This is a genomic window from Permianibacter aggregans (assembly GCF_009756665.1).
Lineage (GTDB): Bacteria > Pseudomonadota > Gammaproteobacteria > Enterobacterales > Permianibacteraceae > Permianibacter > Permianibacter aggregans.
This window is the reverse complement of record NZ_CP037953.1, coordinates 3813544-3838446: the sequence shown is the minus strand read 5'-3', so window position 1 is coordinate 3838446 and position 24903 is coordinate 3813544. Positions and strand designations below refer to the sequence as shown.

Genomic DNA, 24903 nt, shown 5'->3' with positions numbered 1-24903 from the left:
AATCAAAGTTCGCTGTGAATGGATTGCAGCGCCTGGAGCGGATCACTGGCGCCGGTAATTGGCCGACCAATGACCAAATAGGAACTGCCAGCTTGCATCGCTTCTGCCGGTGTCATCACTCGAACCTGATCACCGAGCGCGGCACCAGCAGGGCGAATGCCAGGCGTTACCAGACAGAATTCGCCTTCTACTGCTTGCCGAAGCATTTGCACTTCGCGAGCGGAACAGACGACGCCATCAAGGCCGCATTGCTTGGTCAGCTTCGCCAGGCGGATGACTTGCTGTTCCAGCGGCACATCGATGCCGATCGCTTCCAGCTGCAGTTGGTCCATTGAGGTCAACACCGTCACGGCGATCAACAAGGGAGCCTGATTGCCGTACGGCAGCAGCGCCTCTTTCGCGGCAGTCATCATCTTCGGACCGCCGGATGCATGAACATTGACCATCCAGACACCAAGTTCAGCAGCGGATTTAACAGCGCCAGCGACTGTGTTCGGGATATCGTGAAATTTAAGGTCGAGAAAAACCTGAAAGCCGCGCCGATGAATCGCATTAACCAGCGCAGGTCCGAACTTGGTGAACATCTCCTTGCCGACTTTCAATCGGCACAATTTCGGGTCCAGTTTATCGGCCAGTTGCAGCGCTTGCGACTCTTGTTCGAAGTCGAGCGCGACAATGATTTTTGGGTCAGTTGAATTGGTCATTTGCATTTCGTTTTCAGTTAGCGTTGGTCCAGCGAAATCGTCCCGAACCATTTTTGCCTGAATCTACCTCAGACAATCTTGTCCGGATGAATCCGGACCTACGACCGGTAGGTGCGAATTCATTCGCACAATCCCTGACAGCGGAGAGCTCACCATCCCGGTCCGGCAGGCTTGGGTTCCGACGGTGAATCATCAAGATTCAACGGCATGGGCTATTTCCACAACGTTTTTAAGCGTGTTTCCAGAGACGCTTTCGGAACAGCAACTCCGGCCGTTTATTCTCCCACAATCCCGGTCACCGGTTTTACCGAATTCCAGGTTTTGCAGGTCGGGCAACGCCAATACATTTGCGAGCCATGAAAACCACAGCGTTGGCAGTGAAAACGATGGGCTTCGCTATTGAGCCGCAGCAAAACCTCACTGAGCAGTTGCAGGCTTTCCTTGGTGCTACCGCTGGCATTAGCGACATGCAGCTCAACCAGACGATGCAGCTCTCTCAGGCTGGGGCGGGTTTTCAGTTGAGCGATCAGGAACTCCCCTGCAGCCCGATCACCCAGAGTCTGGCGTTTCTTTTCAGCCAGCGCCAGCACCGATGAAGCGCCAGCGCCGGCCCTTATCGCTTCCGTCAGCAACGCCTCTTGCTGATCCGGGTTTTCGCAAACATCGGCCAGCATGGGAATAGCTTCAGAGAATAACGTCGGATCTTGCTGCAGAATGGCCCGCAAGCTATCGCGCGCCGCATCGCGTTCACCATGAAGTACATGCGCTTGAGCAGCAATCAGGTTGGCTCGAACATTTTTTCCGTCAACTTCCAGTGACGCGGCGCACATTGCCAGGGCCTTATCAGGTTGACGCTTGGCCAGATGATTCTCGGCCAGTTCACAGTAAAAGTGCGCCAGCACCGGCACGAAGTCGGTAGGTAGCTCGCGCCGCAGCTCGCTGGCGACGGCGACGGCTTTGTCCCATTCCTTGGTTTTCTGGTAAAGCTGCAACAACATTTTCAGCGCCGACTGGCGATAAAAATTGTCTTTCAGTTGCTCAGAAAAAATCGTTTCAGCCCGATCGAGTATTCCTGCCTGAAAGTAATCGAGTCCCAGTTCATATTGGGCGTGGCTTCGGTGCGCCTCCGGTAGCGCCGGACGGTTATAAATATTCTGATGAATGCGAATGGCGCGTTCGGTTTCGCCGCGCTGACGATATAGATTGCCTAGGGCAAAATGGGTTTCGACGGTGTCGTTATCGACTTTGATCAGCTCAACGAACAGATCGATGGCCTTGTCCGGCTCCTCATTCAGCACATAGGACAAGCCCTTGAAATAACGGCGGGCCGTTTCCGCCGATTTACGTGACTGGCGTTTTTTGCCGAATTGCTTGCCGGCATAGAAAATCAGTAGTGCGGCGAAAATGAGGCCGATGATGGCGGGAATCATTCCCATCAGAATCCTGTGTTCAGCTGTCCTGTTCGGCAGCGGGTAATGTGGTTGTATGAGTGCTCAGCTGGCCGGTCAGGCGTTGAATTTCCTTTTCCTGCTGGGCCAGTTTGTCGCGCAGGCGACGGTTACTCCAGCGAGCCTTGACCAGGCCCCAACCGCAGTAGACCACACCAACCAGAAAACCGATCAGAAAACAGCCGAGTAACCAGTAAGACAGGCGGCCAGTTTGTTCGCCGACCAGATAGCGCACGGTGACGTCATCGCCATTGGCTGCCGAGAACATCCAGCCGGCGACCAGCAGGATTATCACGAAAATCAAAAGCAGCGCCTGTTTCAAAGCTTAGTCCTCGTCATCATCGTCATTGGTAAAGGCGCTGATCGCCACATCACTGTCGTTGACCCGGGTGCGGAGTTCTTTGCCCGGTTTGAAGTGTGGCACGTATTTGCCGTCGAGCATAACCGACTCGCCGGTTTTCGGATTGCGACCGACGCGAGGTTCGCGATAATGCAGGGAAAAACTGCCGAAACCACGAATTTCTATGCGTTCACCCAAGGCCAGCGATTGCGCCATATGCTCCAACAAAGTCTTGACGACCAGTTCGACATCCTTGGCACTCAATTGGGTTTGTTGACTGGCAAGCCGCTCGATTAGTTCGGATTTTGTCATCCGGCTACCCTGTCCCTTTCGCAGAGGTGTTGCAGGGATTATGTATCAGCTTTCAGAAAAATGCACCCGGTATCAACAACTTAGGTCACATTTTTGTAGCAAGTACTGGGTTTTGGCCGATAGACGGTTGATTTGGTTTGGTTTTCTCGGGATTTTTTTAGTATGGGACTTTAAGGATTTAATTTAACTAAATGATTTTACTGGCTTTTTATTCCGGTTCAGCAACTTCGGAAAGCCAACCACCCCTAGCCCCTCCTTGCACAGGAGGGGGATCAAAAACCTAAAAGCACAAAACCGGCGCGGGGCCGGTTTTGTGTTGAAACGAAGCGAGAGCTTAATCGCGGCCGGCTTTAGCCTGCTTGATCAGATCACCCAACGTTGCGGTGGTGACTTCGTCGTCTTTGCTGTGTTCAGCAATGGCGCGGGCTTCTTCATGCTCATCCTTGGCGCGGATGGACAGGGAGATCACGCGGTTCTTGCGATCAACACCAACAAATTTGGCTTCGATGGTGTCACCAACATTGGTCAGCTTGGTGGCGTCATCAGCACGTTCACGAGTGAACTCGGAAACGCGGATGTAGCCTTCAACGCCTTCACCGAGGTCCATCGTTGCGCCTTTGGCGTCAACGGCGGTAACGGTGCCGGAAACGATAGTACCTTTACCGTGGGCAGCCAAGTAGTTCGCGAACGGATCGTTCTCGACTTGCTTGATACCCAAGGAAATGCGCTCACGCTCGGCGTCAACGGACAATACAACGGCGTCAACTTCGTCGCCTTTCTTGTATTTCTTGACCGCTTCTTCGCCAGTCTCGTTCCAGCTGATGTCAGACAGGTGAACCAGACCATCGATGTTGCCATCCAGACCGATGAAGATACCGAAATCGGTGATCGACTTGATCTTGCCGGAAACGCGGTCGCCCTTGTTGTGGGTCGCAGCGAAGGTCTGCCATGGGTTGGCTTGGCACTGCTTGATGCCGAGGCTGATGCGGCGACGCTCTTCGTCGATTTCCAGCACCATGACTTCGACTTCTTCGCCCAGGGTAACGACTTTCGATGGGTGAATGTTCTTGTTGGTCCAATCCATTTCGGAAACGTGCACCAGGCCTTCGACGCCTTCTTCGATTTCCACGAAGCAGCCGTAATCGGTCAGGTTGGTCACTTTGCCGCGCAGGCGGGCGCCGGCCGGGTAACGGGCAGCAATGGCTTCCCACGGATCTTCGCCCATTTGCTTCAGACCCAACGATACGCGGTTACGCTCGCGGTCGAACTTGAGCACTTTGACCTGGATTTCGTCGCCAACGTTGACCACTTCCGACGGATGCTTGACGCGTTTCCACGCCATGTCGGTGATGTGCAACAGACCATCGATACCGCCGAGATCGACGAACGCACCGTAATCGGTAAGGTTCTTGACGATACCCTTGGTTTCCATGCCTTCCTGCAGGTTGGCCAGCAGCGCATCGCGCTCGGCACTGCTTTCGGATTCGATAACGGCACGACGGGAAACGACAACGTTGTTGCGCTTCTGGTCAAGCTTGATAACTTTGAATTCAAGGTCACGACCTTCGAGGTGGGTCGTGTCACGCACCGGACGCACATCAACAAGCGAACCTGGCAAGAAGGCGCGGATGGTCTGAATGTCGACCGTGAAGCCACCTTTGACTTTGCCAGTGATAATACCCATGACCGTAGCGCTGTCGTTGAACGCTTTTTCCAGGTCGATCCAGGCTTCCATACGCTTGGCTTTTTCGCGAGACAGACGGGTCTCGCCGTAACCGTCTTCGACGGCTTCAAGCGCTACGTCGACGACGTCGCCGACTTTGACATCGATTTCACCGGCTTCATTCTTGAACTGCTCGGTAGGAATCACACCTTCGGATTTCAGGCCGACGTGTACGGTGACCATTTCCGAGCCGATGTCCATGATCACGCCACGGACGATGGCGCCCGGACGCATTTCGACGGAAGCTAAGGATTCTTCAAAAAGTTGTGCGAATGATTCGCTCATTGCGGTTGTCCTAAATAGCAATACAGAAGGTATTGCCGACTTTTACAAAACACGAGAGTCGTCCCGACTTCATGGCTTGTTAAACAAAGGTCCTCTTCACTCCATGAAGGAGACCACCCACTGCCCGATGGGTTGGCATCGGTGCAGAATTCTATTGGCCAGTCGCTTCAAAAACGATAAATCCAGCCTTCATTAAAAAGCGCAAAAGCCGCGGCGGTCTTTTCAACCGGCGCAGCCTTTATTGTTGTTCCCACGAACCCTGTTGGTTCGTTTACTACTTCAAGTGGGGCAGCTTGTCGCGCACGACTTGCAGCACACTTTCCAGCACTTGTTCGATGTTCAATTCGGAACTGTCGACTTCAATCGCATCATCAGCCGGGCGCAACGGCGCCACCGAGCGATTGCGATCGCGTTCGTCACGCGAACGGATGCTGGTCAAAAGGTCGCCAATACTAGCGCTCTCGCCCATGCCCTGCAACTGTTTGAAGCGCCGCTCGGCCCGTTTTTCGGCGCTGGCGGTCAGGAAAATCTTCACTTCGGCTTCAGGGAAGACGATCGTACCCATATCGCGGCCGTCGGCGACCAAGCCAGGCTCGCGGCGAAAATCGCGTTGCCGCGCCAACAAGGCTTCACGCACCGAGCCGCTGGCAGCCACTTGCGAGGCCATCTGACTGACTTCGTCGGTGCGAATGTCGTTGCTGACATCCTCCCCTTCCAGGTAGACCCGCGGCTCGCCATGCTTGCCGGCACCGAACGCGATGTCCATGTGCCCGGCCAACACCGTCAGCGCTTCTTCATTGTCGGTTGAAATGCCGTGATGCTTGGCGGCCAGGGCCACCAACCGATAGAGCGCGCCACTATCGAGAAAATGGAATTTCAACGCTTTGGCGACCATCAGTCCTATGGTGCCTTTGCCGGACCCGCCGGGTCCGTCGATGGCTATGACGGGAACTGCTTTGGTCATCGCCTGATCCTCGAGTTGGCTACTGGCTAATGCACCGACCGGGAATTGCCGGTGCCCGTAGAAATGCGCGCGCATTCTACGCGACTCAGGCAGCGATTACCACGATGACCAGACTGGCGAAAATGGCGTCAAGCCAGCACTTTGGCCAGAGCCTCCAGACAACGGGTGTTGTGTTCAGACAAGCCAACGCTGATACGGACGTGGTTCGGAAGACCATAGTTGCCGATTGGCCGGACGATAACCCCTTCCTTCAACAACGCTTCATAAATCGGCCGGGCCGGACGCTGCAAATCGACACAGAGGAAATTGCCTAGCGACGGAATCGGCGACAACCCCAGCTTCTGCAAACCATCAGCTAACTGCATCAAGCCGGCGCGATTTACTTCGACAGCATTGTCGAGGTATTCCTTGTCTTCGAGCACGGCAACACCGGCAGCCAGCGCCAGACTGTTGCAATTAAACGGTTGCCTGACCCGGTTCAACAAATCGGCGATATCCGCATTCGACACAGCAAAACCGAGTCGCAATGCAGCGAGTCCGTAGGCTTTTGAAAACGTGCGCAGCACAACCAGATTCGGAAATTCGCTAAGCAGTTTGATCGCATTCGGATATTCCGGCGTCCCGCAGGCGTATTCGAAATACGCTTCGTCGTAAACGACGATGACTTCCGACGGAAGGCTTTGCAGAAACGTTTTCAGCTCGCGTTCGCGCAGCCAGGTACCGGTTGGATTGTTTGGATTTACCAGATAAACGAGCTTGGTGTGTTCATTGACAGCGGCCTGCATCGCCGGCAAATCATGGCCGAAATCCTTGGCCGGAACGGTGGTGATATCAGCTCCCTGCGCCTGCGCGCTAATCGGAAACGCGATAAAGCAATGCTCGGCACACACCACCTGATCGCCAGGCTCAACAAAAGTGCGCACCAACATGTCGAGCACATCATTGGAGCCATTGCCAAGCGTGATCTGCTCCATGGCAACGTGGAGCAGATTGGCCAACGCCTGCTTCAAATAAAAACCATTGGCGTCCGGGTAAAATGTCACCTCTTTCAGCGCTTTTTCAATCGCGGCTTTGGCTCTTGCCGAAATGCCGAGCGGATTCTCATTGCTGGCCAGTTTGACGATATGACTCAGGCCCAGCTCGCGTTCCAATTCACTGATTGGTTTGCCCGGCTGATATGGATGCAGGTTGCGCACACCGCTGACGGCGCGCTTGGAAAAGTTGGCTGACACAGACATTCCCTCAAATCGTCCGTATCTGAAGTATAAGAACAGATCGCCGGCTATGTCAGAGCATTTTCCGGGAAATCTGGAACCAGCGCCCAATTCGGGCACGGTGGCGCCGCGAACGCCTCGCCACCACCGATTTGTAGGTACGGGTTTATCCGGACACGATTGTCCGGCATCGCAGTGAGAATGAATTCGCAGCTACACCATGAACCTCGGCGGTCCATGGTAACCAAATCTAGAACCAGTGAACTTCGGTCCCGGCAGCTCCGTGAACGCCTTCACCGCTTTTGTAGGTCCGGATTCTTCCGGACACGATCGCCCGGTATCGCTGTGCGAATGAATTCGCACCTACCTCACCCGTGGCGCTGGGCAAAATCGGTCATGAAGGCAATCAGCGCATCAACACCGGCCATTGGCATCGCGTTGTAAATGCTTGCACGCATGCCGCCAACCGAACGGTGACCAGCCAAGGCCAACAGTCCGGCTTGTTCGGATTCTGCGAGGAATTTCGTGTTCAACGATTCATCGGCCAGTACGAACGGCACGTTCATCCTCGAGCGAAATTTCGGATCAATCGGATTACGATAGAACGGATTACCATCGATACAGGCGTAAAGCTTGCGGGCTTTTTCGGCGTTATGAACTGCCATTGCCGGTACTCCGCCCTGTTCAAGCAACCAATCGAATACCAGATCGGCCAAGTACCAAGCCCAAGTCGGCGGCGTGTTGTACATGCTGGCGTTGTCGGCCAGCACTTGGTAATCAAACAATACTGGCGTTTGCGGCCGGGCCTTGCCCATCAAGTCTTTGCGGATAATGGTAATGGTCATGCCGGCCGGGCCGATATTTTTTTGCGCACCGGCGTAAATCAAGCCGAACTGATTGACGTCAATCGGCTTCGACAGAATACAGCTCGACATATCGGCGACCAACGTGCGCCCGCGTACCGGAATATCGCTGAACTCGACACCACCGATGGTTTCGTTCGGGCAGTAATGGAAATAGGCGGCGTTGTCGGTCAAATTCCACGACGCCGGCTCAGTCACCGTGAATTGCCCGTTCTGATTGACTAAGGCTTTGATTTCATTGACGGCACCAAAACGCTTGGCTTCCTTGACCGCTTTATCGGACCAGATGCCGGTATTCAGATAATCGGCTTTACCGGTTTCTGGCAGCAGGTTCAGCGGAATCATCGAGAACTGATGCGTCGCCGAACCATGGCAAAACAGCACCGCGTAATCGTCAGAAATATTCATCAATTGGCGCAGCTTGCGCTCAGCCGATTGCGCCAGCGCAACATAGGCATCGGAGCGATGCGAGATTTCCATCACCGAGCAACCACGGCCCTGCCAGTCGAGCAGTTCGTGTTGCGCCCGCTTTAATACTTCTTCCGGCATTGCGGCCGGGCCTGCACAGAAATTGTATTTACGCATGATGGTTCAATGTGCCTTTCGTTCTTTTGTTAAAACGACTTCACGTACTGCAATAACCTCGAGAGTCTTTCAACTCCAACCATGCCGGGTCTCGCCCCGGCGGGCGAGATACTTTCTCTTGTTCGCGCAAGAGAAAGTATCCAAAGAGAAGCGCGCCCCGAAGCGCCAGAGAAGTCTGTTTGCTTCGGCCAGGCCGTTCCGGCAACAAGCATTCTCCGGCTCGGGCCGCACTGACGCGGCATCCATGCATTGACAGTGCTACGCCAGCTGTCCCTGCTGGCGTACCCGGCCTACGAACACTTGCTGCCGGCTGGCGCTAACTGGGGCCCCGTTTTTTCCTTTTCAATGCAACTAGCTTCGAAAAACATTCGAGCCAATTCAAGGTGGCGGAATAAATCAAAATGCAAAACGAAAAAGGGTGAGCCACGCTCACCCTATATCAAAATACTTACAACTGGAAATTACTCCGCAATTAATTCAATAGCCACGGCTTTGTCGCAAGCGCCGTCCGTATAGTTGTAAATATTGACACGGCGCCCACTAGCAATCGCAGCTAGCGCCGTTGAATAGGCCCGGTTAAAAATCTCTTTATTTCCTGCGTATTGCTCTGGAAAGTAAATGTTCGTCTGCATGCTTTGCGTAATGCATTGGCCAACACCATCTACGGCTACAACCCAAAAGCTGGGTCCATTTCCTGATGTATTGCCAACTTTAGTCAGCCGCGCATTGCTTACAATATACTGGCCTGCAGCCTGTGCGACTGACACGCAAAACAACAGACCTAAACAGGTCCCAATGACAAATATTTTCATGAATCCCCAATTCCCTATCGGTAGCACAAATCAATGATTTCAGTATAAAAATCCGGCGAAATTATTCCTCGCCATCATCAACTACATTAAGCTTGACCAAATCTTCCTCATCACCCTGCTCCGGCGCAATGCCCTCGAGGCCGACGATCTGTTCATTCTCCAGCATACGCATCAGACGCACACCTTGGGTGTTACGCCCCATGACTCGGACTTCGGAGACGCGGGTGCGGACCAGTGTGCCGCGGTCGGAAATCATCATAAAGTGGTCAGTTGGCTCAACTGATATGGCGCTGACGACTTTGCCATTCCGTTCGCTGACTTTAATCGAGATAACACCACGAATTCCTCGGCCTTTGACCGGATAATGCTCCAACGCTGTGCGCTTGCCGTAACCGTTTTCGGTGATGGTCAGGATGTCAGTGCCTTCGTGGGCGACGATCAAGGAAATGATGTTCTCGTCGTCGGCTATGCGCATACCGCGTACGCCGCGCGCCAATCGGCCCATTTCGCGTACTTCGGTTTCTTTGAAGCGCACTACGCGGCCGCTGTCGGAGAACAGCATGACATCGTCATTACCGGAGGTGATATCCACACCGACCAGCACGTCGTCGTCACGCAAATCGACAGCGATCAAACCAGCACTGCGCGGACGTGAGAAGTTTTCGAGCGAGGTGCGTTTGACGACGCCGCGTTGGGTTGCCATGAACACTTGTTTTTCTTTGTCGAACTCGCGCACGGCCAGCAAGCTGGTGATGCGCTCGCCTTCCTGCAATGGCAGCAGGTTGACGATAGGACGACCGCGAGCACCGCGGCCGGCTTCCGGCAATTGATAGGCTTTCAGCCAGTACATGCGACCACGGTTCGAGAAACAGAGCAGATAGTCCAAGGTTTTACAGACAATCAGCTTGCGCACGTAATCTTCGTCTTTTAAATCGGTAGCGGATTTTCCGCGACCGCCGCGACGCTGGGCTTCGTAAGTGCTGAGCGGCTGATATTTGACATAGCCTTCGAATGACAGCGTCACGACCACCGGTTCATCGGCAATCAAATCTTCGATATCGATGTCTTCGGCAATGGCGGAAATTTCAGTGCGGCGCTTGTCGCCATATTCTTTGACAATCGCTTCCAACTCTTCGCGGATGACTTCCATCAAACGCTCGTTGCTGGCCAGGATCAACAGGAAGCCCTCGATGGCATTCAGCAGATCTTTGTATTCGTCGAGCAGTTTGTCGTGTTCAAGGCCGGTCAGTTTGTGCAGGCGCAATTCCAGAATAGCTTGTGCTTGCGCGGCCGACAGATGATAGACACCGTCAATCAGACCAAACGCCGCATCCAGATCTTCCGGACGGGAAGCTTGCGCACCGGCGCGCTCCAACATCGCCATAACGGCGCCAGGCTTCCATTCTTTGGCAATCAAACGTTCTTTCGCTTCGGCCGGCGTCGGCGAAGCTTTGATCAGCTCGATGACTTCGTCGATGTTGGCAATCGCCACCGCCAAGCCTTCCAACACATGGGCTTTTTCACGCGCTTTACGCAGCTCATAAACAGTACGACGAGTGACCACTTCGCGGCGGTGCTTGATGAATTCTTCCAGCACCTGTTTCAGGTTCAGTGTGCGCGGCTGGCCATCGACCAGCGCGACCATGTTGATGCCGAACGAAGTCTGCATCTGAGTTTGCGAGAACAGGTTATTGAGCACGACGTCCGGCATTTCGCCGCGTTTCAGCTCGATAACAACGCGCATGCCGTCCTTGTCGGATTCATCACGCAGACCGCTGATGCCTTCGAGTTTTTTCTCTTTGACGAGCTCGGCGATTTTCTCAATCAAGCGCGCTTTGTTTACCTGATACGGCAGCTCGGTAACGATAATCGCGGTCTTCTGCCCTTCTTCTTCGTAATGATGACGGGCGCGAATGACGCAGCGACCGCGACCAGTGCGGTAGCCCTGCACAATGCCGGAGCGGCCGCAGATAATGCCGGCGGTCGGGAAATCCGGCGCCGGAATGTGTTCCATCAAATCGTCGACGGAAATATCCGGGTCGTTCATCAACGCCAGCACGCCGTTGACCACTTCAGTCAAGTTATGCGGCGGAATGTTGGTCGCCATGCCGACCGCGATACCGGACGAGCCATTGACCAGCAGGTTCGGAACGCGTGTCGGCAATACGGAAGGCTCTGATTCGCTACCGTCGTAGTTGTCGACGAAATCGACCGTTTCCTTGTCCAAATCGGCCAGCATTTCGTGGGAAAGCTTGGCCATGCGCACTTCGGTGTAACGCATCGCCGCGGCCGCATCGCCATCGACCGAACCGAAGTTGCCTTGACCGTCAACCAGCACATAACGCATCGAGAACGGCTGGGCCATACGGACGATGGTGTCGTACACGGCGGAGTCGCCATGCGGGTGGTATTTACCAATGACGTCACCGACGACACGAGCGGATTTTTTATAGGCTTTGTTGTAGTCATTACCGAGCACATTCATCGCGTACAGCACGCGGCGGTGCACAGGCTTCAAACCGTCACGAACGTCCGGCAACGCACGGCCGACAATGACGCTCATGGCATAGTCAAGATATGACGTGCGCAGCTCATCTTCGATGCTGATCGCAACAATCTCTTTGGCTAAATCGGTCATTAAGCTATGTTCCTGAATTTATTGGAATTGTGGACGCTGCAAGCGCGGTTTGGCGGGGTTCCACAGAGCCGTGCATGGTAGCACGGCGGAGGCTGGTGCTCTAGCGCTAAAACGGTGCCGTAAGGACCATTCACCAATGCCCGAAACGACGCTGGCGGCCGGCCTGACGGGATTGTCTAAAAAGCGACCAAATCGAACTCTGATGAATTGCTCTGCGCCGGTAAGCGACAATAACGGTTGGTTAAAACCTCCGCGGAATGATACGCATGTTCACCGCAGCTCGACACCGAAAGCACTGCGGTCGCGCACAGTTCGCGAGACTGGTTAGCGCAATGTTGGGACTGCTATTGATACTTCCTATTGCCAAGGCAGCCGAGCACGCCCATGGCATTCATGGCATTCATGGCATGGTGCTATTCAGTGATGGGCAACGGTTGTTTGCCTCACATATGCCGTTGTATCAGCACCCGCATGACTACCAAGTGGCATTGCAACTCAGCAGCCCGGAAAACCCGGCGCTTATCGCCCGGCTTGCCGAAACACCGCTACTGACGATTGCACCGGAAGCCTTTGATTTGCGACGTCTGGAACCGGCGCATCCTACAGCGCTGCAACAGTTTCAGGCGGCGGTCTATCTCGGCCACTTTGAACGCGGTGGTGAACGCTGGTTTGCCGCCCGATTTACCGTCGAGAAAACCTGGCTTTTTGCGCCTCTGCAATTGGACGGGGTAGAGCGTTTTTATCGCGTTGGCGAGCCACCGGTATTTTTTGTCATCGCCAAAATTCACCAACGTCCCGATCAAGACAGGATTTACCGTATTGAGTGGCCCTCCGCGCCTTCATTGCCAGCATATTGGACGCCGCCACTGCCGTTCCCATTGCCGAAGCCGATTTATCTGGAAAGCGAGGACTTGCGATGAAACACCAGCGCCATGACGGCTATGAGGCAAAACGGTATACTCGCGCCCCCTTGCCACCAAACGCGAAATCCTGATGGCCGAAGCCGAATTGCTGCTCAGTGCCCGCTGGCTGTTGCCGATTGCACCAGAGAATCGGGTGATTGACGATGGCGCCATCGCTATCGCCAACGGCCGCATTACCGCCATCGGTCAGCGCCAGGAACTGCTGGCGCAGTTTCCGAACGCCAAACATCAGCACCTCGCTGAACACGTCTTGATGCCGGGATTGGTCAACGCCCACGGCCACGCGGCGATGACGCTGCTGCGCGGTTGCGGCGAAGACATGCCGCTGATGGACTGGCTGAATAATCGAATTTGGCCGCTGGAGCGCTCGCTGGTTTCACCGGAATTCGTTCAGGATGGCTCTTTACTCGCCTGCGCCGAACAAATTCGTGGCGGTATCACCGCCTTTGCCGACAACTACTTCTACCCGGAACGCATCGCCAAGCTGATTCAGCAAACCGGCATGCGCGCCCTGCTCGCTTGCCCGGTGCTCGATTTTCCAATGCCGGGCTGCGCCGATCCGAAAGAGGCGATCGCCAAAACCCTTAAACTCCACGACGACTGCCGGGCATTGCCGCTGGTCAATGTCGCGTTTGGCCCGCACGCGCCTTACACCGTAAGCGATGAATGGCTGACGCAGATCAGCACCTACGCCGAAGAGCTCGGCCTGCTGGTGCACATGCACATGCACGAAAGCGCTGCCGAAATTGAAGGCTCGATGCAGCAATACGGTATGCGACCTTTGCAGCGGTTGGAAAACCTGGGTGCACTCGGTCCGCATTTTGTCGCCGTGCATAGTGTGCATATCAATGATGATGATTTATTGATTCTGAAACGCAACAATGTTCAGGTTGTGCATTGCCCGGAATCGAACCTGAAACTGGCCAGCGGCTTTGCTCCGGTGGCAAAATTTTTGGAACACGGCATTCCGGTGGCACTCGGCACCGATGGCGCTGCCAGCAACAATGATTTGGATTTGTTCGGTGAACTGCGCAGCGCCGCCTTTATCGGCAAAGCACTGGCTGGCAGCCCGACCGCCATGCCGGCCGAAACGATGCTGCAAATGGCGACACTGGGTGGCGCTAAAGCGCTGGCTCTTGAACAAGAAATCGGCTCGCTGGAAATCGGCAAATCCGCTGACGTGATCGCCGTCGACTTGTCTAACTTAAACCTGCGGCCAATCTACAACCCGATTTACACACTGGTTTATGGCGCCCATCGTGACGATGTCAGCGATGTATGGGTTGCCGGCCAGGCGCTGCTGCGCAATCGCGATCACCTGACGATTGATACCAAGGCCTTGAAAACCCGTATTCAGCAGTGGCAGAACCGCATTATGGAGACGCTCAATGAGCAACGTTGATCCAGCCGAAATCGCCAAATTCGAAGCGCTGGCTTCGCGCTGGTGGGATCGCAACAGCGAATTCAAACCGCTGCATGAAATCAATCCGCTGCGACTCGGCTTCATCATCGACAAGGTTGGCACGCTGACCGGCAAACGTGTCGTCGATGTCGGCTGCGGCGGTGGCATTCTGGCCGACGCCATGGCCGGCGAAGGTGCCAGTGTCACCGGTATCGACATGGGCGAAGCGCCCTTGGCCGTCGCCAAGCTGCATCAGATGGAGTCCGGCCGCCATGTCGATTATCGGAAAATGACCGTCGAGCAATTGGCTGAAGAACAGCCCGGCTCATTCGACGTCGTCACCTGCATGGAAATGATCGAGCATGTGCCGGACCCGGCTTCGGTCATTGCTGCCTGCGCGAAACTCGTCAAACCTGATGGCCATTTGTTTTTCTCAACGATCAATCGCAATCCGAAATCCTTTTTGTTTGCGATCGTCGGTGCCGAATACGTACTGAATTTGTTGCCGAAAGGCACGCATGAATACGACAAGTTTGTGCGCCCTTCCGAGCTCGAACAATGGGCGCGCGAAGCCGGATTAAAACTGAAAGCAATGACCGGCATGCACTACAACCCATTGACCAGTCGTTACTGGTTGGCACCCGGTGTTGATGTCAATTATCTAGCCTACGCCCAGGTGGATCGGCATTGATGAATACCTATCTGCCTTTGCAAGGCGTGCTGTTTGATTTGGACGGCACGCTGCTCGATACCTCGCAAGACATGGCGTCGGCGCTAAACAAACTGTTACTCGAACAAGGCCGCGAAGCCCTGCCCTACGCGAAAATTCGCGGTCAGGTTTCTCATGGTGCGCGCGGCCTGTTGCAACTTGGTTTCGGTGTCAGTCCGAATGACGAGCAATTCATTCCGCTACGCGATCGCTTTCTCGATTTGTATGAAGCCGATTTGGTGCGCGATACCAAACTGTTCGACGGTTTGGGCGAAGTGCTCGACTGGTGCGAACAGGAAAATCTGCGCTGGGGTATTGTCACCAATAAACCTGGCCATTTGACTCGCGCGGTGATCAAAGCCCTGAATCTTTGGGATCGCACCGCCTGCATCGTTTCCGGTGATTGTCTGCCACGTCGCAAACCGCATCCGGATACCTTGTTGCTCGGTGCCGAACAAGCGCAGCTGAATCCAAAAGCCTGCTGCTATGTCGGCGATGCCGAGCGTGATATCCAGGCCGGCAAAAACGCCGGCATGCGCACCGTTTGCGCGCTCTGGGGATTCTTGTCAGAAGAAGACAGTCCGGCTGATTGGCTAGCCGATATCAGCCTCAATCATCCGATGGAATTGAAACCGGTGCTGGAGCGCTGGCGTCATGGCGACTGAAATATTCAATTTTCAAGCACTGCAAAACCTGACACAGATCCGTGTGTTGGATCAGAACGCTGCTTTTCCTCTTATCGAAATGCAGTGCGGTGATTCGCAGGCAACCGTTTCGCTGTATGGCGGTCAGGTGCTTTCCTATCAAAACAGCCGTCGTATTGTACTGTGGCCGAACCGCCATGCCGTGTTCAAAACGGGCAAGGCGATTCGTGCCGGCATTCCGATTTGCTGGCCGTGGTTTGGCCCGCATACGGATGCCACAAAGCCCGCGCACGGTTTTGCCCGTACCCAGTTTTGGCAAATTGAAAGCGCCAGCGAAAATGCCCATTTGAGTAAGCTGGTGTTGCGTTTGACCGAGAACACCGAAACGCTGGCGCTGTGGCCTCATCACTTTCAGTTGCGCCTGGTCATTCAGCTGGATGAAACCTCACTGAAACTGATGCTGCAAATCCACAATACCGGTGACAAGGCTTTCGAATTTTCTGGGGCGTTACACAGTTATTTTCAGATCAGCGATATCGCTGCTGTTGCCGTTCACGATCTGGAGCAAGTCAGTTATCGCGATCAGCTCAATGGCAAGACCGACCGTGCCAAAGCGCCAATTCGTTTCGACAGCGAAACCGATCGCATCTACCAGACTGAGAAAGCGCGGGTAACCCTGCGCGACAATGGGCAAGAAGATGAGCGCAAGGACACGCTACCGGCTGCCACGCAAATCAATTCGTTTGGTCACAATGCCGTCGTCGTTTGGAATCCTTGGCAAAACAAAGCGGCCAGCATGAACGATATCGCGCCCGATCACTGGCGTCATTTTGTCTGCGTTGAAACCGCTGTTGATCCGCAAAAACCGGTGATGGTACCCGCCGGTAAAACCGCGCTACTGGGCGTTGAAATCCACGATGTCAGCATTTGAATTTTGTCAGCAGGACGTCGCCCCGCGCTTCAGCGACTGGGCGTTTGCCAGTGCATCAATGAGCGCTACTCAGCAAGCCGAGTTGTTCGGTGTACTGAGTTGTGCCCAGCGCGTCGCCGATATTCCGCACCGGGCCAGCGAAATGCAGGTGGCAACAGCTCAGATCAGCTGGTGGCAACAACAATTGGCAGCGGTTGCTGAACAGGATACTCAGCAGCCCTACAAGAATCTCGCCGCCACCGAAATCACCATTCATCCGAGCCTGGTCGCGATGCAATCCCTGTTGCAGCGCGAACCGCAAGCGCTGAGCTGGCTGACACAGTTGCTGGAGCACACCAACGAAGATTTGCAGTTCGCCGGTTTTCAGCAGGAAAGCGAGTTGACGCATTTTTGGCAGCATCGACACCGGCCGCTCTGGTCCTTGAAGCTGGCCGTTTTCCGGCAACCGTTTGCCGAGTCATGGTTGCCACTTGCCGCGTTAGCGGAGTGGGTGCAGGTGTTAAAACGATGGCCAACACTGATGGCCGATGGCGTCGTGTATTTACCGGAAAGCTGGCTGGCTGAGCAGCAGCTCACAATCAGCGATCTGGTCGAGAAAAAAGCGCCGAATGCGCTACCGACTCTACTCGCCAACATCAGCGCCAGAATACGTAGCCAAGCCAACACGGCGCTGAGTTCATTGTCGCCGGAGACCCGCACACAAACCCAGCCTTTGCTGCGTTGGCTACACTTGCAGAACGCATGGCTGAAAGCCACCGAGCGCGCCGGTTTTCCGCTGTACGATTACCGCCTTGAGCTCGGCAGCCTGCAAAAACGTTTCGTTGTTTGGCGCGCCGCGCGCGCATCGTTCTGATTCATCTACCTACCGTCCATTTCAGGAATTTCGCATGACTGCTTCGCTCCGCTTACCTGCCGACTATCAAGCTGCCAAGGACTTGTACAAGGACCGTGTGGTGTTGGTGACTGGCGCCAGCGATGGCATTGGCAAAACCGTGTCGCTGGCGCTGGCTCGCCATGGCGCCACTGTGATTCTGCTTGGCCGCTCGCAGAAGGCGCTGGAAGCGGTTTACGACCAGATCGTCAGCGAGGGCGGCCCGCAGCCGGCGATTGTGCCAATGAACCTGCTGACGATTACGCCACAGGACACCCAGCAACTGGCCGCGACCATCGAAACCGAATTCGGCAAGCTTGATGGCCTGTTGCACAACGCCGCGATTCTCGGCGAACGAACGCCAATGGAGCACTACCCGCCGCATGTCTGGCTGGAAGTGATGCAAATCAACGTCAACAGCGCCTTCCTGCTGACTCAATCGCTATTCCCACTGCTGCGCAAAGCTTATGACCCGAGCGTGTTGTTCACGACCAGCAGCGTCGGCCGTAAAGGCAAGGCGTTCTGGGGTGCCTACGCGGTATCGAAATTCGCTGTCGAAGGCATGATGCAGGTGATGGCCGACGAGGTCGAAAACGCCACCCGGATTCGCGTCAACTGCATCAACCCTGGCGCTACCCGCACCCGGATGCGCGCTGCGGCTTATCCTTCCGAAGACGTGACCAAACTGAAAACCGCTGAGGCGCTGGTTCCGGCCTACCTCTGGCTGCTCGGTCCAGACAGCCATGGCGTCCATGGTCAAAGCATTGACGCCTGATCGGGCGTTTTTCGGCGTCAAATAATCGGCACAGGCAGGATGACAACCGCTATCATTCGACGACAAATTATTGTCGCCGAACCTTGATGCGGTTGATTTATCACCCTATCTAACTGATTTAAAAGGATTAATTAACTCCACATCAGGTTGGCACGAGAATCGCTAAGTACCAAGCAACCGCTTGTCGAAAAGCGTTCGTTCCCGGAGTTGATATGTCCACCGCGATAACAGCAAAAAAAATCATCGGCTTGCCGCAAAGCGTGCAGTTGCAGCAGCAGTTGCGCCACTCCGAGCGGCTGGACGAGGCCTGCGCGCTGCTGACCCGTGAGCTGCAACGCTCGCTGGACTTGCAGGAGATTCTCGACGCTTATGTGCGCATCAGCGCCTCGCTGGTCAATTTCCTGAGCCTGAGCTTCGGCCGCGAAAACGAAGCGCCGCTGTACGTGCACGGCGAGCTGAGCCGCTACCGGGTCGCCTATGCATTGGAATTCGGCAACGACAACCCAGGCGAAGTGGTATTCAGCCGCGAGCGGCCGTTCGATGAAGAAGAGCTGAAGTCACTGGAACAGACTCTGTCCTGCCTTGGCTACCCGCTGCGTAACGCGATGATTTATCAGGCGGCGATTCAGGCCGCGCGTCAGGACGCACTGACCGGTGTTGGCAACCGCGCCGCTTTGAATCAGACCCTTGCCACGGAAACCGCGCTGGCCTCTCGCTACGGCGCTGACATGACGATGCTGATCGTCGACGTCGATCACTTCAAGTACATCAATGACAGTTTTGGCCATGCCACTGGCGACGTGGTGCTGAAAGAAATCGCCAGCCGGCTTACCGCGATGACCCGCAAAACCGATGACGTGTTTCGCTATGGTGGCGAGGAGTTTGTGCTCCTGCTTCGCAATACCGGCGAGACCTCGGCCACAATTCTGGCAGAACGCATTCGGCGCGCGATCGAATGTGCACCAGTTCGCTGTAACGAGCGCAATATCACCGCCACAATCAGCATCGGTCTGGCAGGTTTTCGTCCTGGCATGAACGCCGAGCAACTACTGGAAACCGCCGACAGTGCGCTCTACCGCGCGAAAAAGGAAGGCCGCAACCGGGTTTGCAGCGCCGCCTGAATCAACGGGATTTCCACTCGCTTCCGAGGGTGAATCCCAAGGAGGCAACATGAAAAAACTTCGCACACTGATCGACACGGCGCTTTCCGCGCATCACAATGTTTTCAATCTTGAGTGCCACAATCTGCCGGCACTGCGCGAGGATTTGCTGCATTACCACCAGTTCACCTCACGCGCTTGCTACCACTGGCATCCGGGCAGCAATGGCCTTTACCGCATGGACATGACCCATATCGTCGTGCCCAATACCGCCAGCTTTGAAAGCGCACTGAAACACCTGTGCAATCGCCCGCATTTTGCGATTTATTTGTTTGAAGGCATTCGTGACGAATTCAAAATCGTTTCGACCTGGCCACTGCTGCGGCAATTGGTCGCCAATCGCAGTTCACAGCGGAAACTGTTGTTGTTTGCCGGCACCGGTCTGAATCTGCCCGAGCATATGCGCGATATGTTTATCGAGGCCTGCGTGTACCCAAAGTCCGCTGAGCCGGAGCAGACCCCGCGCGTCGCCTGAGCACCGCCAATCTGACGGGCCGGCTTGAATCTGGCCCGGCTATCCCCACTATTATCAGAAGCCATCTCAAAAATGTCTGGGGCTCGACGAGGTGCGCGAATGCGGTGCTCGGAAAAATCCGCCGGGAGCGGATTTTCGTGGAACCCGAAGGGTGAACCACATGGATGTGGAGAGCAATCCTCATTTACTACTTGTAAACTGCGGTTCCTCCGTTCCTATTCACGCACATCGCCATCGCCCAGACTATTTTTGAGATGGCTTCTACTGTCACGCCAGCGTCACGCTGGCGAACTATTATGGGTATTGAGGGTCGGACAACTCTCAAACGATTTATACCGAAGGAGGTACACGACGATGAAGTTCATCAAAACCCGGCTAACACGCCAGATCCAGGAAGGCAATGCCTACCAACTGCGAAATCGCCGCAAGCAATCCAATCAAACCGCGTCCAACGACAAGCGCAACAACGCCTGCGCTTGAGTTGGCGCCTCGCCCTTTCCCCGCTTAACCGCCATCCCTGCTGTCAATTTCCGCTCAGTAACCTGATTTGCCGTCGACAACTCCGTCTATCGGCTCACCACGCGCCCGCTTTTCGATATTTTCGGCAATCTGCTTGACCGCCTCCTCCGCTATCGTCACGGCGGCAACATGCGGGGTAATCATGACTCGCGGATGGTTCCAGAATGGATGCGACGCCGCCAATGGCTCATGCTCGAATACATCGAGCAGTGCAAATTCAAGCCGCTCTTCATTCAGCGCATTCAACAGCGCGTTCTCATCGATGATGGCGCCGCGACTGGCGTTGATGATCGCCGCGCCTTCGGGCAGCAAACTCAGGCGCCTGCTGTCGAGCAAATATTTGGTCTGCGTCGTCAACGGCAACAGGCTGACGACGACATCGGCCTGGGTCAGCAATTCATCGAGCGCTGGTAAACCGCTGGCCGCGTGCACCCCATCAATGACTGTCATCGTCCGGCTCCAGCCGCTCACTCGATAGCCGTCAGCGACCAGCGCTTTCGCCACTTGTTCACCCAGTTCACCAAGCCCAAGCACGCAGACCCGCACGTCCGCAGCAAGGCGCACCGGTTGCGGCAACCAGCGTTGATGAAGTTGCAAATGCTGGTAACGATACATCTGCCGTTGCCAATGCAGCACACCGTAACGCACATACTCCACCATCTGCGCGCCCATGCCGGCATCGCAGAGTCGGTAGAGCGCAACATCGTCGGCAATATCCTTGCGTGCCACCAAAGCATCAACACCAGCGCCGAGCGCAAATATCGTTTTCAGTTTTTTGAATTGCGCAAAAAAATCCGGCGGTGGTCGCCAGACAATCGCCGTGTCGATTTCATCATTCGAATAGTCATCGTCACTGCAGACGAATGATTTACCGGGAAGCGCCAGACGAAACTGTTGCAGATAAAACCGGCGTTCGTCGGCATCTGGGGTGTGAACAATAATCATCGCTTACTCGCACGTTACCAAACCGGCTTTGCGCTGCCAACGCCATTGCATCGAAGGTCCGGAACCGTCGATTTTTGCAATCGACACCTGCAGGTGGCTTTCGGCATCCAGTTGGTAACGAATCCGCTGCGGAAAATCGTGCTCCGCGTTTTCAAATACGGCGTGCCGTTCGGAAACCTCTTTCAGCGCAAAGGCAACTGCCGGCCTGCCGTTCGGTTGCGCCAGGTAATGCCATTGGTCGCCCACCTTCTCAATGCGCAGAAATTCAAATGCCGGCCTTTTCGGCTGACCATTGGCATCAAGCTTCGGCGTCAGTGGATAGCTGCGATTCAGTGCATGCAAGGCGCCGTGTTGTTCAGGCAACCATAGTTCCTCCATGACCACGCCGTTCTCTTCACTCTGCCAGTGACCAACCAGAAAACAAAATGGCGAATCGGCCTGCACCGCTGAGGCAGCCAAACACAGCAACAACAAACTCGATGGCAAACCAGAGCGCCATTGTCGTTTCATGGTTTGGCTCCCATAGTGTCCAGTTGGTGAGTGCGTTATCGAAACTGACTGAAATTCGGCGGCCGTTTTTCCAGGAATGCCTGAAACGCTTCTTTCGCTTCCGGGCTTTGCAGGCATTTGGCGAATACATCGACTTCGGCGCGTATCGACTCCTCGACCGGCGCCAGCATCGTGCGCTTCATCAGCGCTTTGCTGGCGCGTAACGCTGCTGGCGGTTTCGCCGCCAGTTTCGCTGCCGTTTCGCGCGCCATCGTCAGTGCTTCAGCACGCGGCGTGGTTTGCGTCAGCAAGCCAGCCTGCAGTGCTTTTTCTGGCGAAAACGATTCGCCGAGCAACAGTAATTCGGCGGCGCGGGTGTAACCGGAAAGTTTTGGCAACAGCAACGAGCTGGCCGCTTCTGGCACCAGCGCCAGATTGACGAACGGCAAACTGAATTTGGCGTCGCTGCCAGCGTAGGCAAAATCGCAATGCAGTAGCAGCGTGGTGCCGATGCCGACGGCGAAACCTTCGACTGCCGCAATCAATGGTTTTTTCGCTTGCGCCAGTGCAAACAGCAACTGAATGACCGGCGATTGTTCGTCAATCGGTGGTGAATTGAGAAAATCACCGAGATCGTTACCGGCACAGAAATGCTCGCCTTCACCAACGAAAATCACGCAGCGTACATCCGGATTGCTTTCCGCTTCGCGCAAATAGCCGACGATGGCTTGATACATCGCCTGGGTCAGCGCATTGCGCTTGTCCGGGCGATTGAGGCGAATTTCCGCTATGCCATGTTGCTGCTGATAATCGATGGTTCCATTGCTCATTTGTTTCTCTCTGCTTTGGCTTTTTCCACCAGATAGCTTTCCCCGGAGCCGAAGCTCATCGGTGCGTTGGCGGCCAGGAACGTAAACGTAGCATAGGCTGCCGCTGTCTGGTTCAGACGCTTGGCTTCGATTTTATCGAAGGTGTCGTCGGCGGTATGGTGCAAATCGAAATAATCGGTGCCGTCCAAATGCAGCGAAAACAGCGCCATGCCTTCATTGCGCATCGCAATCAGATCCGGACCGTTGCTGGCGTTGTTATCGCCTGCTTCAATGCCAAGCGGCGCCATGATTTGCTGCATTTGCTTGACCAGCGGCAGCGCTTCCGGCTTGACCCGTGAGCTCAGCATATAAACCGGCCCCTGGCCAAAATCGGCTTCGGCAGCGGCGATAATGTTTTTCACTGATTTGGCGTGGCGGTCACGATACTGATTGCCCCCCCAAAGGCCCTGCTCTTCATTGGCAAACAACACCACCCGAATACTGCGCTTCAGTGGCAGTTTGTGGCGCGCAAGAAATTCCGCCGCCGCCATCGTCACCGCGCAACCGGCGCCGTCATCGACAGCACCAGTGCCCAAATCCCAGGAATCCAGGTGACCGCCGATCAATACATATTCATTCGGCAATTCGCTGCCGGTGATTTCACCGATGACATTGTGTGAGGTGTACATCGGCCCCGGTTGTGAGCCCAAGGTCATTTTCACCGTAACCGGATTGCCACGGGCCAGCATATTGACCAGCAAATCCGCATCCGGCGCTGACAGCGCCGCCGCCGGGATTTTCGTGACGCCTTCCTTATAGCGGCTGTTGCCGGTATGCGGCATCCGATGGTTATGGGTGCCGACCGAACGAATCAACAAACCAACGGCACCAAGTTTTGCCGCTTCGACCGGACCATCGCCGCGCGCCGACACGGTCGGGCCGTAATCGCGGCCATCGCGATGAGCGGTCATCTTGCGATTGATGAATACGATTTTGCCGTTGACCTGCTCGGGCTTCGCGGCTTTCAAGTCATCGAGCGATGCAAACTGGACAATTTCCGCGCTCAGGCCCTGCTCCGATGTCGGAATGCTGTTGCCGAGCGCCGTGATCACCAGTGGCTGCGGAAAGGGGCTGACGATTTCGGCCACTTCGACGCCGCGCTTCCAGGTTGGAAACGTCACCGGCTCCAGCCAGACTTTGTCAAAGCCCAGCGCCTTGAATTTATTCTGGGCCCAGATCACCGCACGGGCATCGGCCTCGGTGCCGGCCATGCGCGGGCCGACTTCGGTGGTCAGCGATTCGACAATCGCCATGCTTTTATTGTCATCCGCAGCATGGTCACGAACCCAGGCGGCCTTGTCGGCAATGTCCTTGGCAAACTCTGGCTCAGCCGCAGTAACGCTGGCAACGGAAAACAACAAAAAAGTCAGTACAGTCAGTGTGGTTTTAATCGACATGATGAACGGCAGACGGCAGATTTCGGGAAGGCCAAGAGGGTAGCAGAATGACTGGCGCTGTGCAGGCCGATAACGGCGCCGGCTTTGTGACAAACCGTTTCCGTAAACGGCTCAATACGGCAGAATGGCGAAACCCTTTCGCACATCACTGTGCATTCCGCTTCAAGGAGCAGCAAAAATGACCAGCGTACATGACTACAGCGCACAGCTGATCAATGGCCAGGAACAATCCCTGGAGGCGCACAAAGGTAAGGTGCTGCTGATCGTCAATGTCGCCAGTAAATGCGGCTACACACCGCAGTACGAGGGCTTGGAAGCGCTGTACCGTCAATACAAGGATCAGGGTTTTGAAGTGCTCGGTTTTCCGTGCAATCAATTCCTGTCGCAGGAGCCTGGAGACGAACAGCAAATCGCGCAATTCTGCAGTACCACCTACGACGTGACGTTTCCGATGTATCGGAAAATTGATGTCAATGGCGACAATGCCCACCCGCTGTATCGACACCTGAAATCGGAAGCCAAGGGCATCCTTGGTTCGGAAGCCATCAAATGGAATTTCACCAAATTCCTGGTCGGCCGTGATGGCAAAGTCATCGAGCGCTACGCCACCGCCACCAAACCGGAAGAGCTGAAAGCCGATATCGAGAAGGCGCTGGCACAATGAACATCGATGAACAAACCATCATCGATCTGCAGACCAGACTGGTGTTTCAAGAACAAACCATCGACACGCTGGATAAAGCCTTGCAGGCGCAACAACTGCAGATCATCGCGTTGGAAAAACAATTGGCGCGCATGAAAGAAGAACTGGTCGCGATGCAAAACTCGCCGGACTTTTTACCGGCAGAACAGGAGCCGCCACCGCCGCATTACTAAGCGCGCCAGCTTTCATCAGACAAGGAATCA

The 24903-nt window shown here is 55.1% G+C and carries 26 protein-coding genes; 12 read left to right on the top strand and 14 right to left on the bottom strand.

Annotated elements, in window-relative coordinates; all coding sequences use genetic code 11:
- Window positions 1-2: 2 nt before the first annotated feature.
- The 10 genes from pyrF to gyrA all read right to left on the bottom strand — a co-directional run bounded on the left by pyrF (window position 3) and on the right by gyrA (window position 11888).
- The gene (gene pyrF, locus E2H98_RS17300; protein WP_133586956.1) at window positions 3-704 is read right to left on the bottom strand and encodes an orotidine-5'-phosphate decarboxylase; all 702 of its coding nucleotides are present in this window, start codon (window positions 702-704) and stop codon (window positions 3-5) included.
- Between the two features lie 275 nt (window positions 705-979).
- The gene (lapB, locus tag E2H98_RS17295) at window positions 980-2140 is read right to left on the bottom strand and encodes a lipopolysaccharide assembly protein LapB (protein ID WP_133586955.1); all 1161 of its coding nucleotides are present in this window, start codon (window positions 2138-2140) and stop codon (window positions 980-982) included.
- Window positions 2141-2153: 13 nt separating this feature from the next.
- Complete coding sequence (locus tag E2H98_RS17290) at window positions 2154-2447, bottom strand: LapA family protein (protein ID WP_232475511.1); 294 nt, start codon at window positions 2445-2447, stop codon at window positions 2154-2156.
- A gap of 30 nt (window positions 2448-2477) precedes the next feature.
- Window positions 2478-2804, bottom strand: a complete 327-nt coding sequence (ihfB, locus tag E2H98_RS17285; RefSeq protein ID WP_133586953.1) for an integration host factor subunit beta — start codon at window positions 2802-2804, stop codon at window positions 2478-2480.
- A 334-nt stretch (window positions 2805-3138) separates the two neighbouring features.
- A complete protein-coding gene (rpsA, locus tag E2H98_RS17280) occupies window positions 3139-4812 on the bottom strand; it encodes a 30S ribosomal protein S1 (protein ID WP_133586952.1) in 1674 nt (557 codons plus the stop codon).
- Window positions 4813-5086: 274 nt separating this feature from the next.
- Window positions 5087-5776, bottom strand: a complete 690-nt coding sequence (gene cmk / locus E2H98_RS17275) for a (d)CMP kinase (RefSeq protein ID WP_133586951.1) — start codon at window positions 5774-5776, stop codon at window positions 5087-5089.
- A 128-nt stretch (window positions 5777-5904) separates the two neighbouring features.
- Entirely contained in the window at window positions 5905-7008 is a 1104-nt protein-coding gene (gene hisC / locus E2H98_RS17270; RefSeq protein ID WP_408634853.1) for a histidinol-phosphate transaminase, read from the bottom strand.
- Between the two features lie 350 nt (window positions 7009-7358).
- On the bottom strand, window positions 7359-8438 hold the full coding sequence (serC, locus tag E2H98_RS17265) for a 3-phosphoserine/phosphohydroxythreonine transaminase (RefSeq protein ID WP_133586949.1): 1080 nt from the start codon (window positions 8436-8438) through the stop codon (window positions 7359-7361).
- Window positions 8439-8899: 461 nt separating this feature from the next.
- Window positions 8900-9250 (bottom strand): DUF5992 family protein, encoded by a 351-nt coding sequence (locus E2H98_RS17260; RefSeq protein ID WP_198325166.1) that lies wholly within the window; start codon window positions 9248-9250, stop codon window positions 8900-8902.
- A gap of 61 nt (window positions 9251-9311) precedes the next feature.
- Window positions 9312-11888: a DNA gyrase subunit A gene (gyrA, locus tag E2H98_RS17255; RefSeq protein ID WP_133586948.1), complete on the bottom strand. Its 2577-nt coding sequence runs from the start codon at window positions 11886-11888 to the stop codon at window positions 9312-9314.
- 332 nt (window positions 11889-12220) lie between these two features.
- On the opposite strand from gyrA, the gene E2H98_RS17250 reads away from it, so the two are divergent.
- The 10 genes from E2H98_RS17250 to E2H98_RS19490 all read left to right on the top strand — a co-directional run bounded on the left by E2H98_RS17250 (window position 12221) and on the right by E2H98_RS19490 (window position 20258).
- Window positions 12221-12808 carry a hypothetical protein gene (locus tag E2H98_RS17250; protein ID WP_133586947.1) on the top strand — a complete coding sequence of 196 codons (588 nt, stop codon included), beginning with the start codon at window positions 12221-12223 and terminating at the stop codon, window positions 12806-12808.
- Window positions 12809-12881: 73 nt separating this feature from the next.
- The gene (locus tag E2H98_RS17245) at window positions 12882-14213 is read left to right on the top strand and encodes a TRZ/ATZ family hydrolase (protein WP_133586946.1); all 1332 of its coding nucleotides are present in this window, start codon (window positions 12882-12884) and stop codon (window positions 14211-14213) included.
- On the top strand, window positions 14200-14904 hold the full coding sequence (ubiG, locus tag E2H98_RS17240; protein WP_133586945.1) for a bifunctional 2-polyprenyl-6-hydroxyphenol methylase/3-demethylubiquinol 3-O-methyltransferase UbiG: 705 nt from the start codon (window positions 14200-14202) through the stop codon (window positions 14902-14904). Before E2H98_RS17245 ends, ubiG begins: the two co-directional genes overlap by 14 nt.
- Window positions 14904-15587, top strand: coding sequence for an HAD family hydrolase (locus E2H98_RS17235; protein ID WP_133586944.1), 684 nt, complete (start codon window positions 14904-14906; stop codon window positions 15585-15587). Before ubiG ends, E2H98_RS17235 begins: the two co-directional genes overlap by 1 nt.
- Entirely contained in the window at window positions 15577-16497 is a 921-nt protein-coding gene (locus tag E2H98_RS17230) for a D-hexose-6-phosphate mutarotase (RefSeq protein WP_133586943.1), read from the top strand. Before E2H98_RS17235 ends, E2H98_RS17230 begins: the two co-directional genes overlap by 11 nt.
- Window positions 16484-17350, top strand: a complete 867-nt coding sequence (locus E2H98_RS17225; protein WP_133586942.1) for a squalene/phytoene synthase family protein — start codon at window positions 16484-16486, stop codon at window positions 17348-17350. Before E2H98_RS17230 ends, E2H98_RS17225 begins: the two co-directional genes overlap by 14 nt.
- A 34-nt stretch (window positions 17351-17384) precedes the next feature.
- Window positions 17385-18143 carry a YciK family oxidoreductase gene (locus tag E2H98_RS17220; RefSeq protein ID WP_133586941.1) on the top strand — a complete coding sequence of 253 codons (759 nt, stop codon included), beginning with the start codon at window positions 17385-17387 and terminating at the stop codon, window positions 18141-18143.
- A gap of 212 nt (window positions 18144-18355) precedes the next feature.
- On the top strand, window positions 18356-19264 hold the full coding sequence (locus E2H98_RS17215) for a GGDEF domain-containing protein (RefSeq protein WP_133586940.1): 909 nt from the start codon (window positions 18356-18358) through the stop codon (window positions 19262-19264).
- A 49-nt stretch (window positions 19265-19313) separates the two neighbouring features.
- A complete protein-coding gene (locus E2H98_RS17210; protein ID WP_133586939.1) occupies window positions 19314-19778 on the top strand; it encodes a hypothetical protein in 465 nt (154 codons plus the stop codon).
- A gap of 354 nt (window positions 19779-20132) precedes the next feature.
- Window positions 20133-20258 (top strand): hypothetical protein, encoded by a 126-nt coding sequence (locus E2H98_RS19490; protein ID WP_269769303.1) that lies wholly within the window; start codon window positions 20133-20135, stop codon window positions 20256-20258.
- A 54-nt stretch (window positions 20259-20312) separates the two neighbouring features.
- Here E2H98_RS19490 and E2H98_RS17205 read toward each other — a convergent pair whose 3' ends face one another.
- From E2H98_RS17205 to E2H98_RS17190, 4 genes are read right to left on the bottom strand one after another with little or no spacing between them, the layout of a single operon-like run.
- Window positions 20313-21242, bottom strand: a complete 930-nt coding sequence (locus E2H98_RS17205; protein ID WP_133586938.1) for a 2-hydroxyacid dehydrogenase — start codon at window positions 21240-21242, stop codon at window positions 20313-20315.
- A gap of 3 nt (window positions 21243-21245) precedes the next feature.
- Window positions 21246-21752 (bottom strand): DUF6265 family protein, encoded by a 507-nt coding sequence (locus E2H98_RS17200; RefSeq protein ID WP_133586937.1) that lies wholly within the window; start codon window positions 21750-21752, stop codon window positions 21246-21248.
- A gap of 35 nt (window positions 21753-21787) precedes the next feature.
- Window positions 21788-22561: an enoyl-CoA hydratase gene (locus tag E2H98_RS17195; protein ID WP_133586936.1), complete on the bottom strand. Its 774-nt coding sequence runs from the start codon at window positions 22559-22561 to the stop codon at window positions 21788-21790.
- Window positions 22558-23997, bottom strand: coding sequence for a M28 family peptidase (locus E2H98_RS17190; RefSeq protein WP_133586935.1), 1440 nt, complete (start codon window positions 23995-23997; stop codon window positions 22558-22560). The genes E2H98_RS17195 and E2H98_RS17190 overlap by 4 nt, the downstream gene beginning before the upstream one ends.
- Window positions 23998-24175: 178 nt before the next feature.
- On the opposite strand from E2H98_RS17190, the gene E2H98_RS17185 reads away from it, so the two are divergent.
- Window positions 24176-24661, top strand: a complete 486-nt coding sequence (locus E2H98_RS17185; RefSeq protein WP_133586934.1) for a glutathione peroxidase — start codon at window positions 24176-24178, stop codon at window positions 24659-24661.
- Window positions 24658-24873: a SlyX family protein gene (locus E2H98_RS17180; RefSeq protein WP_133586933.1), complete on the top strand. Its 216-nt coding sequence runs from the start codon at window positions 24658-24660 to the stop codon at window positions 24871-24873. Before E2H98_RS17185 ends, E2H98_RS17180 begins: the two co-directional genes overlap by 4 nt.
- Window positions 24874-24903: the final 30 nt, after the last annotated feature.